We start from the raw sequence: 17,287 nt of genomic DNA on the forward strand, positions 1-17,287 counted from the left end.
CGGGTCAGCCGCGGGCCTTGCCGATGGCGTCGCGGACGCGGTCGGCGACGGCCGCCATCGGGCCGAGCGCGAGGTTCTTGGTGGGCGACTCCGTCCCCTGGTGGGGATGGGTCGGGGCGACCGCCTCGGCGAGCTTGACGGCCGCGGCCATGCCGCGCATCTGCTCGGGCGTGGCCTCGCGGGCGATGCGCGGGAACTCCTCCTTCTCCTCGTGCGAGGCGTGCGCGTCGAGGTCCCGGTGGAACCTGGCGAACGTCTCCTCGAACTCGACGGACTCGGGGTCCATCTTCTCCAGGTCCGACAGGACGCCCTTGGCCTTGTTCTCCTCCTCCAGCCGCTCGTCCACCACCCGGGAGCCGTCGCCGGCGCGCCGGGCGAACGGGTGGACGACCTCCTCCTCGGCGGTCTCGTGCACGGCGAGAAGCCTGCGCAGCCGGTCGAAGGCGTCCTTGCGCACCTTGCCGTGGTTCTTCTCCACGGTCGTGGCGAGGTGGCGGATCTCCTCGTGCTGCGCGAGCAGCAGATCGACGACGTTCTCCTTCGTGGCCTGGTCGGCCATGTCCAACCTCCAGTGAGTGTTCGTCTTCTCGGGCTCGATTCGTGGCGATACCCGAGGTGAGGGCTTCAACCATCCGGGCGGCGCGGCGGGCTGAGTAGGGTGAGCGCATGCTGTTGGGGCGGGACGGGGAACTGGCCGCGATCGACGGACTCCTCGACCGGGCCCGCGCCGGGCGCAGCGGGACCCTCGTGCTGCGCGGCGAGGCCGGGATCGGGAAGTCCGCCCTCCTCGACCACGCCGCCGGCGCCGCGGACGGCATGCGCGTCCTGCGCGGGACGGGCGTCGAGACCGAGAGCGGCATGCCGTACGCGGGCCTGCACCTGCTGCTCGGCCGCCACCTCGACCGGATCGGCGGCCTGCCGGACGCGCAGGCCGAGGCGCTGCGAGCCGCCCTCAACATGGGCGGCCCGGAGGCTGAGAGCGACCGGTTCCTCGTGGGGCTCGCGGTGCTGACCCTGCTGTCCGACCTGGCGGAGGAGCGGCCGCTGCTCTGCCTGGTCGACGACGCGCACTGGATGGACGGCGCGTCCGCGGAGGCGCTGCTGTTCGCCGCCCGCCGCCTCGACGCCGAACCCATCGCGGTCGTGTTCGCGGCCCGCGACGCGGTCGCGCCGGAATGCGCCGCCCCCGAGTTCGTCGCGCAGGGGCTGCCGGAGCTGCACCTGCGCGGCCTCGACGGGGACGCGGCGGATGCGCTGCTGGCCGACCGGGCCCCGGGCCTGCCCGGCCACGTCCGGCGGGAGATCCTCGCCGGGGCGATGGGCAACCCGCTCGCGCTGCTCGAACTTCCGGGCCGGGGCGGGCACGGGTCGGCCTACGAGCGGATCCTGCGGTCGTTCGCCGAGCGGATCGCCGCGCTGCCGGAGCCGGCGCGCAGGCTCGTCCTGCTGGTCGGCGTCGACGATCTCGGCGACGCCGGGGTGGTGGTGAAGGCGGCGGGCCTTTCCGGCGCCGCCGCCTCCATCGACGACCTGGAGCCCGCCGAGCGCGCGGGCCTGCTGCGCACCACGTCCGACGGGCGGCTGGAGGTGCGGCACCCGCTGATCCGCACCGCCGCCGTGCGGGAGGCGACGCTCGGCCTGCGCCTGGCCGCCCACAAGGCGCTGGCGGAGGCGTACCTGGAGCGCGGCGACGTCTGCCACCACGCCTGGCATCTCGCCCGCTCGGTGACGGAACCGGACGAGCACGTCGCGGCCGTGCTGGAGAGGACCGCCGAGACCGAGCGGAACGCGGGCGGCAACGCGGCCGTCGCCGCCATGTACGAGGCCGCCGCCGATCTCACCCCGGACCCGGCCGAGCGCGGCCGGCGGCTGGCCGCGGCGGCGCGGGCGTCGGCCGACGCGGGGCTGCCCGAGCGCGCGGTCGAGCTGGCGGCGCGGGCGGAGGCCGACCTGCCGGACCCGCTGGCGCGGGCGGAGCTGACGCTGATCCGGGCGTCGCTCGCCGACGAGCAGGACCGGGCGGGGGACGCCCACCGGCTGTTCGCCGAGACGGCGGCGTCGGTCACGCGGCTCGATCCCCGCACGTCCGGCTACCTGTACTTCCAGGCCGCGGCCGCCGCCGCCAACGCCGGGGACTTCGCCGCGATGGACGGCATCGCCGCCGAGGGCGTGCGCCTCGGCGTCCCGAACGCGCCGCACCTGCGGGCGCTGAGCAGGGTGTTCGCCGGGCAGAACCCGCTCGCGGACGCCGATCCGGCGGACGGCGTGGCGGCGCTGCGCGAGCTGATGGACGCGATGGGCGCCTGCTACGCGCCGCGCGACCGGATCCGCGCGGGCATGTGGCATCTCATGATCGGCGACGTGCGGGGCGCGGCCGAGGTCGCGGCCGACCTGGAGCGGCGCTTCCGCGACCGGGGCGCGATCGGGCTGCTCGCGCCCGTCCTGATGCTCCGGACCCGGACCGACCTGCTGCTCGGCAGGTTCCGCGACGCGCTGACCGGCGCGACGGAGGGCGCGCGGATCGCCGCCGACACCGGCCAGCACCGCATCCGCGTCTACCTCGACACCAGCCTGGGCCAGCTCGCCGCGATCCAGGGCGACGAGGAGCGCTGCCTGAAACTGACAGAGGAGGCGCTGTCACGCGGCCTCCCGCCGAGCAACGTGCACGCCGCCGCCGCGCGCAGCCTGCTCGACCTCGGGCTCGGCCGGTACGAGGCGGCTCTGGAACGTCTCGCCGACGTCGTCGCCGGGCCCACCCGGCAAGGCGCCATCGCCGCTCTGCCCGACATGGTCGAAGCGGCCGTCAGAGCCGGTGTCCCAGAGCGCGCGCGGGACGCCGCCGCCTGGCACGCCGATTGGGCCGCGCAGACTCAGCAGCCCTGGGCGCAGGCCGTCGCGGCACGCTGCGCGGCCCTCCTGGTTACGGACGACCCAGACCCGCTGTACTCGAAGGCCCTCGATCTGCACCGCGAGGGAGGGACACCGTTCGAGCAGGCGCGCACCGAGCTGCTGTACGGGGAGTGGCTGCGGAGGTCACGTCGCAGGAACGACGCACGAGCGCGGCTGCACGCGGCACTGGAGGCGTTCGAGCGACTCGGCGCCGCACCCTGGACGGAACGTGCCCGGACGGAACTGCGCGCCGCCGGGGAGAGCCTCACCGGCGGCCGCGACGACCCGGCCGCCCGGGACGACCTCGCCGCCCGGCTCACCCCGCAGGAACTCCAGGTCACCCGGCTGGCGGCGACGGGCCTGAGCAACCGGGAGATCGGCGCCCAGCTGTTCCTCAGTCCCCGGACCGTCGGCTACCACCTCTACAAGGCCTACCCCAAGCTCGGCGTCACCACGAGAGCGGCCCTGGCCCGCCTCGACCTGGGTTAGTCCGTGTTTCCACGTCCTGGCCCACTTCGCTCGCCTGGCGGCTGTGTTTTCACAGTCCCGGCCCACTTCGCTCGCCTTGCGGCTCGCTACGTGACCGGGCCTGGGCGAACGCGGCATCGCTTCGCGATCTGCCCGGCTCCGCTCGCCTCCGGCTTCGCTCCACCGGGCAGGTCACGCGTTCGCGCGCGTGGCCGAGTCAGCTCCTCGCGCGCACGAACTCTATGAGCCGATCGGGGTCCTCCCCTTCCAGGACGATTCCGAAGTCCTCGGCCAGCGTTCCCGGTACGTCTTCGGGGGCCAGGGTGCGGGACTCGGCGGTTCCGTCCGGGCGGGTGACGGTCAGCTTCGTCCCGTCCAGGACGCGGAGCGCGTCGGACGAGAACTTCTGCACGAAGGGGCGGGTCGTGAACGGCGAACGCGCGCTGGTCGACACGTAGTAGCTGCCCACCTCGAAGTCGATGCGGAACACCTCGTTCAGCACGAACGTGTGCCGCTGGACCCAGCCGCCCGGGCCGCGCTGGTGCATCTCCCACTCCGCCGTGTGCGGGGTCCAGGTGGTGACGGTGCGGCCTCGCCGGAGCCGGAAGCCCCAGCCGTCCTGGACGGCCTCCTCACCGTCCACGAGCCGCAGCGGCTCCAGCGGGCCGGCGCCGAACCCGACGTCGCACAGCCACGCCGGCTCGTCCCGCGACGCGTCCGGCGGGCGGACGTGCAGCAGCGCGTGCGTGGCGGGCAGGATCTTCGCCGCCCCCAGCGTCACCCGCCCCGCCACCGCCGCGACCTCGTACCCGAGCCGCTCCAGCACCGCCGCGAACAGCCGGTTGTGCTCGAAGCAGTAGCCGCCGCGCGGACGCCCGACCAGCTTCGCCTGGACGGCGTCCAGCGACAGCTCGATCGGCCGCCCGAGCATGATCTCCAGGTTCTCGAACGGGATGGACGTGACGTGCGCGCGGTGCAGGGCCCGCAGGGTCGCGGCGGTCGGGGCCAGGCCGCCGTCGTGGCCGACGCGCTTCAGGTAGGCGGGCAGGTCGAGCAGCTCGCCCTGCCATCCGTGGCCGTGGTCCTCGCTCATGTCTTCCCTTCCCCCGGCGACGACGCCTCGCCGTTGATCGCGACAACACCGCGGGCGTCCCGGATCCTCCCGGAGATCCGCTCGACGTCGCGCCGCTCGCCGGGCGGCAGCGCGGCGCCGGCCGCCGCACGGAGCGTGCCCGCCTCGGCGAGCAGCCCGTCCGCGGCCGCGTGGTCGCCCGCCAGGGACCGCGCCCCGGCCAGCCCCTCCAGCGCGAGCGCGATCGCGCGCGGGTCGCCGACGGCGCGGGCGGCGGCGAGCCCCTCGGTGTGCAGGGCCAGCGCGCCGCCAGCGTCGCCGCGCTCCTCGGCGATGAAGCCGAGCTGGGCGTGCGCGAACGCGAGGCCGGCCGTCCCGCCGATGCCGCGCAGCCAGTCGAGCCGGGCGCGCAGGTGCCGCTCGGCGGCGTCGAGGTCGCCGCGGGCGCGGGCGACGAGCCCGAGCCCGACCTCGGCGAACTCCTCGGCCGACCGGGCCATGTGCCGCCGCGCCAGGTCGAGCGCCCGCTCGTGCAGGTCGCGCGCCTCGCCGAGGGCGCCGGTGAGGAGCGCGACGCGGCCGAGGCCCGACATCCGGAACGATGCCTCCGGCCACATCCGCGACTCCTCGGCCAGCCGGAGCCCGTCGCGCAGCAGCCGCGCGGCCTCGGCGTAGTCGCCGGTGATCTCGGCGCGCCGGACGAGTGCGTCGGACGCCTCCAGCCGCCCCCACGGGTCGCCGAGCTCGGCGAACAGCGCTGCGCTGCGCACCGCGTCCCGCTCCATGGCGGCCAGATCGCCGTGCCCGACGGCCAGCTTGGCCCGGGTCGCGAGCGCGGCGGCCGTGAACCAGGGGTCGTCCCGCTCCAGGAACACGGCCAAGGCGTGGTCGATGCGTCGCTCGTTCACGGCCAGATCCCCATACGCCCAGTGCACGTGGCTCAGCAGCCACTCGGCCTTGGCCTTGGCGAGCGGATCGTCGTGTTCGGCCAAGGCGGCTTGCCGAAGCTCCTCTGAATCGGTGCCTTCGCCGACCAGCATGGTGAAGGCGGTCAGCCACGTCGCGGCCTCGGTTCTGGCCGGGGACGCCTGCGAATGGGCGGCCAGGGCCTCAGCGAACGCACGGCGGGCCTCCCCGAAGCGCCCCCGCAGGTACCAGTACCAGGCGAGCGCGTTCACGAGCCGGAATCCCGTCCCGTTTCCCAGGGCAGCGCGCAGGTTCGCGGCCTCCTCGTCGAGCAGCTTTAGCCAGTGGCCCTGTTCGGGACCGCGCAGCCGTTCCGCCGCTTGTTCGGCCTGGCCGGTGTAGTGCAGGACGTGGCGGTGGCGGAACTCGTCCTCCTCGCCCGCCTCCCGCAGGCGTTCCAGGGCGTAGGCGGCGACCGACTCCAGCAGCCGGTACCGGCCTTCCTCCGTCCGGACGACGAGGGAGCGGTCGACCAGCCTGGCGAGCACGTCGACGCCCGCGTCGCAGACCGCCTCCGCCGCGTCCAGCGTGCAACCGCCCGCGTGGACGGCGAGGCGCCGCAGCGCGACCCGCTCGGGCCCGGTGAGCAGCTCCCAGCTCCAGTCGATCACCGCGCGGAGCGTCCGCTGCCGGGCCGGGCCGCCGTGCCTCCCGCCCGCCAGCACGCGGAACCGGTCGTCCAGCCGCGCCGCCAGCTCCCGCACCCCGAGCGCGCGGACGCGGGTCGCCGCCAGCTCCAGCGCGAGCGGCACCCCGTCCAGGCGACGGCAGATCGCCGCGACCCACGGCGCCGTGCCGGCGTCCAGCTCGAAGCCGGGGGACGCCGCCGCGGCCCGCGCGACGAACAGCCGGACCGCGCCCGACTCGCGCAGCGCGTCAGGGGAGGCGTCGTGACCGGGCGGGTCGAGAGGCGGGACGAGCTGCAGCCGTTCCCCGGCGACCCCCAAGGGCTCCCGCGACGTCGCGAGGACGCGCAGCCCGGCCGCGTCGGCGAGCAGCCGCCCGGCCAGCTCGGCGACGGGTTCGAGCACGTGCTCGCAGTTGTCGAGGACGAGCAGCGCCCGCCGCCCTCGCAGCGCGTCAGCGAGGGGGCTCCCGGCGGTCTCCTCGCGCAGGCCCAGCGCGCGGGCGACCTGTCCGGGGACGTCGTCGGGCGCGGTGAGCTCCACCATCCACACCCCGTCGGGGTGGTCGGCGATCGACCGCGAGGCGATCTCCACGGCCAGCCGCGTCTTGCCGACGCCTCCCGTGCCGGTGAGCGTCACGAGCCGGTGCTCGGCCAGCAGGGCGCGGCCCCGCTCGACCGCGCCCTCGCGGCCGATCAGCTCGTCGAGCGCGGCGGGCAGCCGGGGCGCCGGCCGCGGCGGGGCGGGGCCCTCCGCGAGCATCGAGCGGTGGAGTTCCGCCAGCTCGGGCCCCGGGTCGGCGCCCAGCTCCTCTGCGAGCCGCTCGCGCAGCTCGTGGTAGCCCGCGAACGCCTCGCCCTGCCGCCCGGCCAGGTGCAGGGCGCGCAGGTGGAGGGCGTGCAGCCGCTCGCGCAGCGGATGGCGGGCCGCCGGCGCGGCCAGCTCGGCCGCCACCGCCGCGTGCTCGCCGAGGTCGAGCCGGGCCTGCGCGTGCCGCTCCAGCGCGACGAGCCGCCCCTCCTCCAGCTCGATGATCGCGCTGCGGGTGAACTCGGCGTCGGCGAAATCGGCGAAGGCCGGCCCGCGCCACAGCGCGAGCGCGTCGCCGAGCAGCCGCTTGCGGGTGAGGGGGTCGGCGGCGTCGCGGCCGAGCGCCGCCGCGAACCGCGCGGCGTCGACCGCCTCCGGACCGGCGTCGAGCACGTACCCGGGCGGACGGGCGGCGACGAGGCCCCGGCCGCCCGGCTCGCCGTCCTCCAGCGCCTTCCGGAGCTGCGAGACCCGGGCTTGGAGCGTTCCGACCGGGTTGCGAGGCGGCCGGTCGCCCCACAGGGCGTCGATCAGCCGATCGACCGGGACGGGGCGTCCGGGACGGGTGAGCAGGACGGCGAGCAGCGTGCGGACCTTCGTCTCCGGCACGCGCACGGGCGTCCCGGCGTCCGTCCACACCGCGAGCGGTCCCAGCACCCCGAAGCGCACACCGTCCAGCGTAGCCAGCGCTACGGACAGACCCGCAGCACGTCCGTAGCGCCCAAGACGAGGGTGGAGGAAACACACATCCAGGAGGACAAGTGACATCTCCAGTGACCGTCATCGGTCTCGGGCCGATGGGCGCGACGATGGCCAGGACGTTCCTGAAGAACGGCCACCCGACCACGGTCTGGAACCGGACGGCGTCCAAGGCGGCCCCCTTGGTGGAGGAAGGTGCGACCCTCGCCCCCACCGCTGCCGAGGCCCTCGCGGCCTCCGAGCTGGTCGTCGTCAGCCAGACCGACTACAAGGCGATGTTCGAGTCGCTCGACGGCGCGGACCTCGAAGGACGCGTCATCGTCAATCTCAGCTCAGGCAGCCCCGGCGAACTGCGCCGTGCGAGCGCATGGGTGTCCGAGCGGGGCGGCGTCCTGCTCACCGGCGGAATCATGGTGCCCCCGCCAGGCATCGGCCAGCCAGGCGCCTACGTCTTCTACAGCGGTCCCGAGCAGACGTTGGACCCCCACCGCGAAGCCCTGGGCGAGCTGGGGGACGTCACGTTCGTCGGCGAGGACCCGGGCCTGGCGATGCTTTACTACCAGTCGCAGCTCTACCTCTTCTGGTCGACCCTGACCGCCTACATGCACGCCGTGGCCTTGCTGGGCACCGCGGGCGTCTCCGCCCAGGAGTTCCGTCCGTTCGCCGCGTCTCTGCTGGTCGCCCTGGGCGGCGACGGGCCGATGGGCTTCGTGAAGCACATCACGGAAGAGATCGAGGCCGGCGTCTACCCGGGCGAGGACAACACCCTTCACATGCAGGCCGTCGGCGCCGACCACGTCGTCGAGGCCGCCCGCGAAGCCGGGATCGACGTCGCGAACCCGACCGCCCTGCGGGACCTGTTCTGGCGTGCCGTGGAGGCCGGTCACGGCGAGGACGGGCTGTCCGCCGTCATCGAGGCGGTCCGCCGCCGCTGATCAGGGGGAGGCGGAGGACGAACCGGGCGCCCACGCGGGAGTCGGCGATGCGCAGGGAACCGCCGTAGATCTCGGCGATCTCGCGGGCGATGGGCAGGCCGAGACCGGTGCCCTGGGGGTCCCGGACGCGCGACTCACTGAGCCGGGCGAAGCGCTCGAAGACGCGTTCGCGGGCCTCCTCGGGGATGCCGGAGCCGTCGTCCAGGACCTCCACGACCGCGTCGCCCCCGTCGCGCGCCACGGTCACCTCGATGCGCGACTCGGCGTGCCGCTCGGCGTTGCCCAGCAGGTTCCCGAGCACCCGGCTCAGCCGGACCGGGTTCGCGCGCACGACCACGCCGGGCTCCAGGCGCATCCTGATCGGGACGTCGCCCGCGCGCAGGCCGACCTCCCGCCGGACCAGGGCGGCGAGGTCGACCGGTTCCACGGGCTTGGGGGTGCGGGCGTCGAGCCGGGCCAGTTCCAGGAGGTCGGCGACGATGTCGTTCAGGCGCCGCGTGTCGCGGAGCGCGCCGCGGACCATCGGCTTCCAGTCGGCGTCGTCCGGCTCGCCGAGGGCGACCTCCAGCCGCGTCTGGAGGCCGGTGATCGGGTTGCGCAGGTCGTGGGAGGCGTCGGAGACGAAGCGGCGCTCCCGGGTCACCGCCTCCTCCAGCCGGTCGAGGGTGGCGTTGACCGTCTCGGCGAGGCTCTGGATCCCGCCGCCGGCCTCCGGGACGGGCACCCGGTGGTCCAGGCCCCGCGCGTCCAGGTCGGCCATCTCGGAACGGATCACCTCGATCGGGACGAACGCCTGCCCGATCGTGTGCCACGTCCACCACGCGATCAGGCTGAGCAGCGCGACGAGCAGGCCGAACAGGGCGAGCGGCAGGAGCCACACGTTCAGCAGGCCGGGCAGGCGCGCCGCGGCGATGACCATGACGTCCGCGCCCCACGGGGACGTGCGGATACGGAGACCGAACGCCCACACGCACGTGTCCAGGGAACGGGGGCAGACCCGCTGGTCGATCAGCAGTTCGCCTCGCGCCAGGTCTGCGGTGGCGAGCGCCGGGCGCCCGCGGATCGCGTCGCTGGCCGCCACGACCTCTCCGCGCGGGTTCACCACCTGCACCATCGGCGCCTCGCCGGGCAGGACGTCGATGACGCCGGGGTTCCTTCCCCGGGACAGGTCGAACGCGATCCGTTCGGCGGTCCGTTCCGTCTGGCGCGCGACCCTGTTCTCCGCCCAGTCCCTCGCCAGCAGCAGCATCAGGATGAGCGCCAGGACCAGGATGACCGCCGACACCGCGACGGTGATGAGAGTCGCGCGCCCCCGCACCGAGAAGAGCAGTTGCCTGCCCCAGAGGCGGGTGGGATCCCGCTTCCCCGTCGTCACGGTGGATTCCCGGAAGGGTGCACACCGTCACTCTAAGTGACTCGGTGTGACGTGCCCGCACCCCGGGCGGCGCCGGAGCAGGCGCCGTGAACAGGACAAGGGCCGCGATCCGTATATCGAGGGTGACGGGCTGCCTTCCGGACGTGAGGGCGGCCGGGACGGGGAGGCGGTGCTGTGGTCGGGACGCGGGACCGTGTGGTGATCGGCGAGATCACGCTGCCGGGCGTGCGGCGGTCGGTCGGAGGCGCACGCGGCTTCGTCCGGAGCGTGGCGGCCGGCCATCCCGCCCTGGACGACATGGTCCTGGTGGCGAGCGAGACGGTCGCGAACGCGATCACGCACACGGCGTCCGGGCTGGAGGGAGGGCAGGTGAGGGTCGCGGTCCTGGCCGGGGACGGGGGATACAGGCTTGAGGTCGCAGACGACGGCGCCGCGGGCGGCCGCCCCCACGTGCGGGTGACGGACGGGACGGGCGCGGAGTCGGGACGCGGGATGCGCATCGTGGAGGCGCTCGCGTCGCGTTGGGGCTTCCGGGCGGACGGCGCCCGGACGGTGGTGTGGGCGGAGTTCCCCGCCCCGGAGGCCCGAGCTCCGGAGGCCCGAGCCCCGGCCGCCGCGGTGGAGCGGGGCCGGGGCCGGGGGACGCCGGTCAGCGGCCCCGGTTGAGCTGCCGGGTCGGCATCTGCCGGGCGTTGCGGCGATTGTTCGCGAAATTCGCCGACCTGGGGTCGGAGTTCTTTCGCTTGCCCTTCTTTCGCGATTTGGAGAAGGGGTCGATGTTCGTCTCATGGTTCATGGCACGCATGAAGAGATCACCTCCGGGCACGTCTGAATTCGGCCGTGAAAGGCCGTGAAAAGGTGGAGAGGGCACGCCGCATCGCCGCAGGGCACACGCGTGCCCGTGCGATGGAGGAGCGCCATGGAGACGGGAGCGGGCCCGCGGGCAACGCCGGGGGCGGCTCAACCGGAGAAGAATCAAAGCTTCATGGGGAATAGTTAGCCATACCTCCGGGCGGCGTGTCAACCATTAATTCCCGGCGGGCGTGAACTCGAAGGCGGGGAAACGGCGATACATGCCGGGAGGCTTCATGAAGCTGCTGGCTTGGGTCGCCGTCGCGGTGGCCGCGGTGATGGTGACGGGCGGCCTGTCCGCGTACGGGTACTACTGGCGGCTGCAGAACGCCGTCCAGCACGAGGACGTCGACCGGCTGATCGGTGGGAACCGGCCCAGGAAGCTCAACAGCGCGATCAACATCTTCGTGCTCGGGTCGGACACGCGCGAGGGCGCCAACGCCCGGTACGGGCGGGGCCTGCGGGACAAGCCGCCCGCGTCCGACACGATGGTGCTGCTGCACCTGTCGCCCGGCGGCGGCCAGGCGATCGCCGTCAGCTTCCCCCGCGACCTGATGATCCCCATCCCGGCGTGCACCCGCAGGGACGGGACGAAGGTACCGGGCAGCGGCGTCGCCATGCTGAACGAGGCGATCGCTCGCGCGGGCCCTACCTGCACGGTCCACACCGTCGAGCAGCTCACGAAAGTCCGCATCGACCATTTCGTGCAGGTGGACTTCGTGGGCTTCAAGCGGATCGCGACGGCGGTCGGCGGCGTGCCCGTCTGCGTGACGGCCGACGTCCACGACAAGGACTCAGGGCTGACCCTCACCAAGGGTCGGCACCGCCTGAAGGGCGAGGACGCCCTGGCCTACGTCCGCAGCCGCAAGGGTTTCGGGAACGGAAGCGACACCGAGCGCATCCGGCGGCAGCAGCACTTCTTCGGCGCGCTCGCCAAGGAGGCGATGGGGGCGGGCGTCCTCACCGATCCGGGACGCCTGAACGCCCTGCTCAGAGCCACGGCCGAGTCGCTGACCACCGACAGGGGGCTGAGTGTCGCGGCGATGCTGAAGATCGCGCAGGGCATGCGCGACCTGGACGCCGGGAAGCTGCGCTTCGTCACCGTGCCGTCCGGGGCGTACCCGCTGAACCGCAACCGGGTGGCGCTCTCCCAGCCCGCCGCGAACGAGTTCTTCGACGCGCTCCGCAACGACGTGGTGGCGCCGGCTCCGGCGAGGGCCCCGGGCGCGCGGCCGGGGAAGGCGCGGGTGTTCAACGCCTCCGGGGTCGAGGGCCGCGCCGCGCAGGTGGCGGCGCAGCTCAAGGACGCCGGCTGGCAGGTCGCCGCCGTCGGCAACCTCGGCTCCCGCCCGCGGGCCACCGTCGTCCGCTACGGGACGGGCGCGGAACCGCAGGCGAGGGCGCTCGCGGGCCTCCTGCCGGGTGCGCGGGTCGCGCCGGGCGCCAAGACGCCGCCCGGCGTCGTCGACCTGGTCATCGGGACGGGCTTCACGCGCGTCCGGACGTCCGGCGGCGTCCCGGTCCAGCGCGGCGAGAGCCGCGCGAGCGACGAGGTCTGCGAGCGGGTGGCGTGATCTGTGGTGATCCGTTTGGAACGAACATTCAGCCATACCGGTGATGATCTTCGCTTATCGGCATAATCACCCGAATGGCGATGTCGCTTCCGGTGCGGTTCCGCAGTGATGGGGTGCGGGTGGCGGTGGAGACCGACCCCCTGCACGCCCCGCTGCGCGACTTTCTCATCAACGACCTGGGGGAGGACGTCTCCGCGATAGCGCGCGCCCAGGGGCGGCTGAACGACGGCGCGGCCCGGCCCTGGCAGGAGCAGTACCGCTACCACCGCCTCGACTTCGACGGCACGACCGTGCACGTGCGCGACGTCGCCGGATGGGCGTCCTGCGACCTCGAACCGGCCGTCCTGCGGCGATGCCTGGACGAGTACCTCCACCAGGTCGGCGTCCTCAAGAGCCGCCGCAGCCTGGAGCGCGACCTCGGCAGGCCGGGCAACGGCGAGCCGATGGCCGCCTCCCTCGCCCTCGGCTCGGTGTCCCGCCGGACGCAGGGATGGGGCCTCGTCCAGACCCCGCGCACCGTGCTGGAGGACCTGGCAGGGCTGACGCCGCACCCCGACGCCTGCCTTCCGCACGGCGTCATGGAGACCGGCTCGGGCGCCTGCTGGGCCGACCTCGCCGTCCTGGACGAGACGGGGAAGCGCCTACGCAGCGGCACCAAGACCTTCATGCCGAAGGGCATCGACCCGGAACGCCTTATGGGCGAGCTGGGGAACGCCTTGACCGAGGCCCGCTTCCTGAACGGGATCCCTGGCGCGTGGTCGGGTGTCGTGGCCGGGGTGCCCGTGCACGGCTACGTCGACCCGGAGGCCGTTCTGCGGCTTCCCTGCCAGCCCATCGAGATCGGCGGCATCGTCCGGCGCGTCAAGGTGTTCTTCCCCGAACTCGCCGACTCCGGTGCCGACCTGGCGACCGCGGCGTCCAGTGCCAGCGCGTTCACGCCGTCGGTGAACGGGCCGCGGCACGTCCTCACGGCGTTCCTGCTCCACGACATGCAGAGCCACCGCCACCACCTGGAAGTCGTCCGCGCGGCTCGTCCAGGCTGGGAGCACACGGGCAATGCCTGCCACATCCGCATGGACGTCCAGACCGTCCGCCTGGAGCACCTGTGGCTGCCCGGCCACACCTGCGAGGTGCCGACGGGCGAGTTCGCCAGCGTCCTCTACGAATACGAACGCCTGACGGCCATCTGAGGGACGTCACGGGTCGAAGACGTCATCCGCGTCCATCGCGACGCGCGCCCGTACGTCGTCCACCGTCATCAACTGCTCCCTGAAACCCTGCACCAGGAGCGGCCAGTGCACGGCGGCGGCCTCCACGAGTTCGACCGCCAGGAGCTGTGAACCGTCCGCCTCGAAAACCTCAAGCACCACCGCGTTGTAGGGCGGCGCGCCCAGGACGTCCTGAGGCGGGACGCCCGCGAACCCGGGTGGCCGCGCATGCACCCACACCCGCGCGGTGCCGCGTGAGAGAGCCACACCGGCGTGTCCGTCCGGGACGGGACGTCCGCCGAGTGACCGGACGAGCCCGAAGACCCCCTCGGCGGGGACGTCGCCCGGCAGGAGCAGCGTGGCGTCCTTCGTGCGATGGCGGCGCCGCGCGGCGGGCGAGGGATCGAGCCGATCGTCCGGCAGGAAGAAGCCGCCCTGGCGCCGCGCCAGCCGCCGCTCGAAATCCGGGACCGTGACCACCTCGTCCGCGAGATCGTCGATGACGAGGTGCCATCGGTCGGCGGCGGCCAGCACGATCTCGGCGGCGAGCCATTGGGCGGGGTCCCCGCCGATCAGCTCTATCGTCACCCGGGTCCGCGCGGGCGAACCGAGCGCCCGGTCCCACGCGGCGACGTGGGCGTGCTTGCGGTCCGCCTCCGCGACGCCCCGCGTGGAGACGTTGACGCCCGCGCCGTCCCGGACGAGGGTCGCCTCGCCCGGTTCGTCGTGGGCAGGATCGTGACCACCGCCCAACGACACGACCAGCGCCTGGACCGCAGCGGGGTCGACCACCTCGCTGGAGACGAAGTGGACGTTGGCCGACACGGTCTAGGAGAACGCCGCGGCGACCGTGTCGGTGAGGGCCGCGCCGGCCGTGCCGTCCGGGTCGAGTTCCGGGTCGTAGATGGCGATGTGCATGCCCACCGCGCGCGGGCTCGCCACCAGCGTCCGGAGGACGGACGCCAGTTCCTCGAACGACAGGCCGTCCGGGTTGGGGGAGTCGACGGCCGGCATCACGCTCTTGTCGAGGATGTCGGCGTCCAGGTGGATCCAGTACCCCTCGATCGGGGCGGCCTCCAGGTGCGCCCGCGCCCCTTCGGCGGCCGCGCCCGCGCCGTGCTCGCGGATGTACTCGATCGGGAAGCGGCGCACGCGCGAGGCCTCGAACGCGTCCAGGTCGAACAGCTCGAAGTCCTCGGGCTCCCGCTGGACGCCGATGTGCGCGACGTGCTCCTCCGCCACGTAGGGGCGCAGCCCCTCGACGTCGGTGAGGGCGGCGGGGCCGTGCCCGGTGACGAGGCCGAGCGCCGACCCGCCCGCCGTCAGCCGTCCCGCGGCCGCCGACGGGTCCCGCCGGGGCGAGTAGTCATCGTGCCCGTCCAGGTGCGCCAGCCCGTACGCGCCGCGGCGGCGCAGCGCGAGCATGGGGCCGAGGAGGATGCCGCAGTCACCGCCGAGCACCATCGGGAACTCGCCCCGGTCCAGCACCTCGCCGACGCGGGCCGCGAGCCGCTCGGTGTAGTCGGCGAGGCCGGGGCCGTTCAGGTAGCCGGTCTCGTGGTCCGGGCCGAAAACGTAGGGCGGCGGGTCCACGCGGCCGGCGTCCCCGGCCCGCAGGCGGCCGACGATGTCGTGGCCGCGCAGCGCGCGGGCCAGCCGGCGCACGCCGGGCTCGTGATCCTCGCGCGGCGGGCGGAGCCCCAGGTTGGACGGTGCGTCGAGCACTGCGATCATTCCTGCAATCTAGAACACCGTGGCAACCCGGCCTACCACCCGAAAGCCGGAACGTCCGGAAGCTCAGCAACAGACGGAACGGAAAGGGACGTCCGATGACCGCTCCGGGACGACTCGTCGACCGCCTCCTCGGCCTCCCCGAGCCGGCGTCCCCGCACGCCGAGTCGGCGCGGGACCTGCGGGTGCCCATGCCGGACGGCGTCGTGCTCGTCGCCGACCTGTACCGGCCGCTCGGCGCGGGACCGCTGCCCGTCGTGCTCATGCGCACCCCCTACGGCAAGCGGCAGGCCGTCGTCCGGCTGTTCGCGGGGGTCCTGACCCGGCGCGGGTTCCAGGTCGTCGTGCAGAACGTGCGCGGCGTCTTCGGGTCGGGCGGCGAGTTCCACGCGTTCCACGACGAGAAGGACGACGGCCTGGCCACGCTCAAGTGGCTCCGCGCGCAGCCCTGGTGCGACGGAAGGGTCGCGATGGTCGGCGCGAGCTACCTCGGGTTCACCGAGTGGGCCGTCGCGCCCTACGCGGACCCGCCGCTCGCCGCGATGGGGCTCGGCATCACCTCGTCCGAGTTCGCCAGCTCCTTCTACCCCGGTGGTGCTCTCGCCCTGCACAACACCCTTGTCTGGTCGTCCTTGATGGGCACGCAGGACGAGAGGAGGCGGCCGTTCCACAACAGACGCGTCCGGCATGCGATGCGGCACCTGCCGGTAGGCGAGGCCGACCTCGCGGCCATCGGACGTCCGGAATCGTTCCTGCGCGAGGTCGCGTCCCATGCCGGGCCGGGCGACGACTTCTGGAAGGGCACCGACCACAGCGCCGCCGTCCCCGCGACCACCACGCCCACCACGATGGTCACGGGCTGGTGGGACCTCTTCTTGCGCGGCCAGCTCAGGGACTTCGCCACCATGCACGCGGAGGGACGCCAGGTCCGCATCACCATCGGCCCCTGGGGACACGACGCCAAAGCCCTCCGCGCGACGCTCCACGACCAGGTCTCCTGGCTGAACGCCCACCTGAACGGCGACCAGGCCCAACTTCGTAGGGCGCCGGTGAGGCTTCACCTGCAACAGGCCAGCACCTGGCTGGACTTCGGCCAGTGGCCCCCTCCCGAGACCAGGCCCACGCCGCTCTACCTGTCCCGCGGCCTCGTCTGGGACGGGCCTGACGCGGACCCCGCCACGTTCACCTACGACCCCTTCGACCCGACTCCCAACGTCGGCGGCCCGCTCCTGTCACCCGGCAAGGGAAAGCAGCGCGACAACGGCCCTCTCGAACGCCGGGACGACGTGGTCGTCCTCACCGGCGCGCCGCTGACCGAGGACCTCGACCTGATCGGGCCCGTCTCGGCGACGATCCACGTGCGCACCAGCACCGGTCGGGGCGACCTGTTCGTCCGCCTCTGCGACGTCGACCGGAGCGGCGTCTCCCGCAACGTCACCGACGGCATCCTGCGCCTCACGTCCACCGGGACCGTCCGCGCCGAGATCGAGATGCATCCGACCGCGTACCGCTTCCGGCGCGGCCACCGCCTGCGCGTCATGCTCGCGGGCGGCGCGTTCCCCCGCTTCGCTCGCAACCACGGCACCCCGGAGCCCGCGGGACAGGCCGTCGCGGCCCGGCGCACCCGTTTCGAGATCCTCCGCGACGCCGACCACCCCTCGGCCGTCCACCTCCCCGTCTGGAGACCCTGACCACCCCGCCGGCGCGACCACGCAGGCCGCTCATCGCGCCCGAACGCGCAGCGTGTTCCGTTCATCGCACACGGTGGCCCGTTCGCCGACAAGGCCGGGCAAAGCCGCGATGGCCCGGCGAACGCTCGCTACGTTCTTCCCAACCGCTGAACGGTCGGCGCGAGCCGCTTCGGGGGGAGCGGCGGATTCTGCGTCCGCGCCGAGACCGCGACGGCGGAACGGGGGGAGAGGGGTCACTCGGGGGGAGTGGCCCCTCCGTCCGTTTCCGGGTCCGGCCACGGCCGGCGTCCGGCGTGTCGGATGGCGCGGGCGCCGCCGACGCGGTGGCGGGCGCCGCCGCATAAATGGGGATCTCCCCTCACGGGCCTCTCGGCGCGCTGTCCCATTTCCA

General features: G+C 73.8%; 13 protein-coding genes. 6 read left to right on the forward strand and 7 right to left on the reverse strand.

Annotated elements, in window-relative coordinates; translation table 11 throughout:
* Positions 1 to 4: 4 nt before the first annotated feature.
* Positions 5 to 559, reverse strand: coding sequence for a hemerythrin domain-containing protein (locus AB0C84_RS04050; RefSeq protein WP_179845533.1), 555 nt, complete (start codon positions 557 to 559; stop codon positions 5 to 7).
* 107 nt (positions 560 to 666) lie between these two features.
* Here AB0C84_RS04050 and AB0C84_RS04055 point away from each other — a divergent pair, with 107 nt between their 5' ends.
* On the forward strand, positions 667 to 3,378 hold the full coding sequence (locus tag AB0C84_RS04055) for an AAA family ATPase (RefSeq protein WP_361060918.1): 2,712 nt from the start codon (positions 667 to 669) through the stop codon (positions 3,376 to 3,378).
* A 196-nt stretch (positions 3,379 to 3,574) separates the two neighbouring features.
* Here the strand turns inward: AB0C84_RS04055 and AB0C84_RS04060 are convergent, their stop codons facing one another.
* A complete protein-coding gene (locus tag AB0C84_RS04060) occupies positions 3,575 to 4,450 on the reverse strand; it encodes an arylamine N-acetyltransferase (protein WP_361060920.1) in 876 nt (291 codons plus the stop codon).
* Complete coding sequence (locus AB0C84_RS04065; protein ID WP_361060922.1) at positions 4,447 to 7,500, reverse strand: BTAD domain-containing putative transcriptional regulator; 3,054 nt, start codon at positions 7,498 to 7,500, stop codon at positions 4,447 to 4,449. Before AB0C84_RS04065 ends, AB0C84_RS04060 begins: the two co-directional genes overlap by 4 nt.
* A 92-nt stretch (positions 7,501 to 7,592) precedes the next feature.
* On the opposite strand from AB0C84_RS04065, the gene AB0C84_RS04070 reads away from it, so the two are divergent.
* Positions 7,593 to 8,465, forward strand: coding sequence for an NAD(P)-binding domain-containing protein (locus tag AB0C84_RS04070; protein WP_361060924.1), 873 nt, complete (start codon positions 7,593 to 7,595; stop codon positions 8,463 to 8,465).
* Here the strand turns inward: AB0C84_RS04070 and AB0C84_RS04075 are convergent.
* The gene (locus tag AB0C84_RS04075) at positions 8,440 to 9,840 is read right to left on the reverse strand and encodes a HAMP domain-containing sensor histidine kinase (protein ID WP_361060926.1); all 1,401 of its coding nucleotides are present in this window, start codon (positions 9,838 to 9,840) and stop codon (positions 8,440 to 8,442) included. The genes AB0C84_RS04070 and AB0C84_RS04075 overlap by 26 nt on opposite strands.
* Positions 9,841 to 10,014: 174 nt before the next feature.
* On the opposite strand from AB0C84_RS04075, the gene AB0C84_RS04080 reads away from it, so the two are divergent.
* Positions 10,015 to 10,506, forward strand: a complete 492-nt coding sequence (locus AB0C84_RS04080; RefSeq protein WP_361060928.1) for an ATP-binding protein — start codon at positions 10,015 to 10,017, stop codon at positions 10,504 to 10,506.
* Here the strand turns inward: AB0C84_RS04080 and AB0C84_RS04085 are convergent.
* Positions 10,490 to 10,645 (reverse strand): hypothetical protein, encoded by a 156-nt coding sequence (locus AB0C84_RS04085; protein ID WP_258945609.1) that lies wholly within the window; start codon positions 10,643 to 10,645, stop codon positions 10,490 to 10,492. The genes AB0C84_RS04080 and AB0C84_RS04085 overlap by 17 nt on opposite strands.
* A gap of 283 nt (positions 10,646 to 10,928) precedes the next feature.
* Here AB0C84_RS04085 and AB0C84_RS04090 point away from each other — a divergent pair, with 283 nt between their 5' ends.
* Both AB0C84_RS04090 and AB0C84_RS04095 read left to right on the forward strand, forming a co-directional pair.
* The gene (locus AB0C84_RS04090; RefSeq protein ID WP_361060930.1) at positions 10,929 to 12,266 is read left to right on the forward strand and encodes an LCP family protein; all 1,338 of its coding nucleotides are present in this window, start codon (positions 10,929 to 10,931) and stop codon (positions 12,264 to 12,266) included.
* 74 nt (positions 12,267 to 12,340) lie between these two features.
* Complete coding sequence (locus AB0C84_RS04095; protein ID WP_361060932.1) at positions 12,341 to 13,456, forward strand: hypothetical protein; 1,116 nt, start codon at positions 12,341 to 12,343, stop codon at positions 13,454 to 13,456.
* 6 nt (positions 13,457 to 13,462) lie between these two features.
* On the opposite strand, the gene AB0C84_RS04100 is transcribed toward AB0C84_RS04095, so the two are convergent.
* Both AB0C84_RS04100 and AB0C84_RS04105 read right to left on the reverse strand, forming a co-directional pair.
* A complete protein-coding gene (locus AB0C84_RS04100; RefSeq protein ID WP_361060934.1) occupies positions 13,463 to 14,299 on the reverse strand; it encodes a hypothetical protein in 837 nt (278 codons plus the stop codon).
* Between the two features lie 3 nt (positions 14,300 to 14,302).
* Positions 14,303 to 15,208, reverse strand: coding sequence for an arginase family protein (locus AB0C84_RS04105; protein ID WP_361060936.1), 906 nt, complete (start codon positions 15,206 to 15,208; stop codon positions 14,303 to 14,305).
* 95 nt (positions 15,209 to 15,303) lie between these two features.
* Here AB0C84_RS04105 and AB0C84_RS04110 point away from each other — a divergent pair, with 95 nt between their 5' ends.
* Positions 15,304 to 16,896, forward strand: a complete 1,593-nt coding sequence (locus AB0C84_RS04110) for a CocE/NonD family hydrolase (RefSeq protein ID WP_361060938.1) — start codon at positions 15,304 to 15,306, stop codon at positions 16,894 to 16,896.
* Positions 16,897 to 17,287: the final 391 nt, after the last annotated feature.

The organism is Actinomadura sp. NPDC048955 (assembly GCF_040649435.1).
Taxonomy (GTDB): Bacteria; Actinomycetota; Actinomycetes; order Streptosporangiales; family Streptosporangiaceae; genus Spirillospora; species Spirillospora luteofluorescens.

Excerpts from the sequence above, each read along its gene's own strand:
- AB0C84_RS04050 (WP_179845533.1), bottom strand. The coding sequence starts at position 559 with ATGGCCGACCAGGCCACGAAGGAGAACGTCGTCGATCTGCTGCTCGCG.
- AB0C84_RS04055 (WP_361060918.1), top strand. The coding sequence starts at position 667 with ATGCTGTTGGGGCGGGACGGGGAACTGGCCGCGATCGACGGACTCCTC.
- AB0C84_RS04060 (WP_361060920.1), bottom strand. The coding sequence starts at position 4,450 with ATGAGCGAGGACCACGGCCACGGATGGCAGGGCGAGCTGCTCGACCTG.
- AB0C84_RS04085 (WP_258945609.1), bottom strand. The coding sequence starts at position 10,645 with ATGCGTGCCATGAACCATGAGACGAACATCGACCCCTTCTCCAAATCG.
- AB0C84_RS04090 (WP_361060930.1), top strand. The coding sequence starts at position 10,929 with ATGAAGCTGCTGGCTTGGGTCGCCGTCGCGGTGGCCGCGGTGATGGTG.
- AB0C84_RS04095 (WP_361060932.1), top strand. The coding sequence starts at position 12,341 with ATGGCGATGTCGCTTCCGGTGCGGTTCCGCAGTGATGGGGTGCGGGTG.
- AB0C84_RS04105 (WP_361060936.1), bottom strand. The coding sequence starts at position 15,208 with ATGATCGCAGTGCTCGACGCACCGTCCAACCTGGGGCTCCGCCCGCCG.
- AB0C84_RS04110 (WP_361060938.1), top strand. The coding sequence starts at position 15,304 with ATGACCGCTCCGGGACGACTCGTCGACCGCCTCCTCGGCCTCCCCGAG.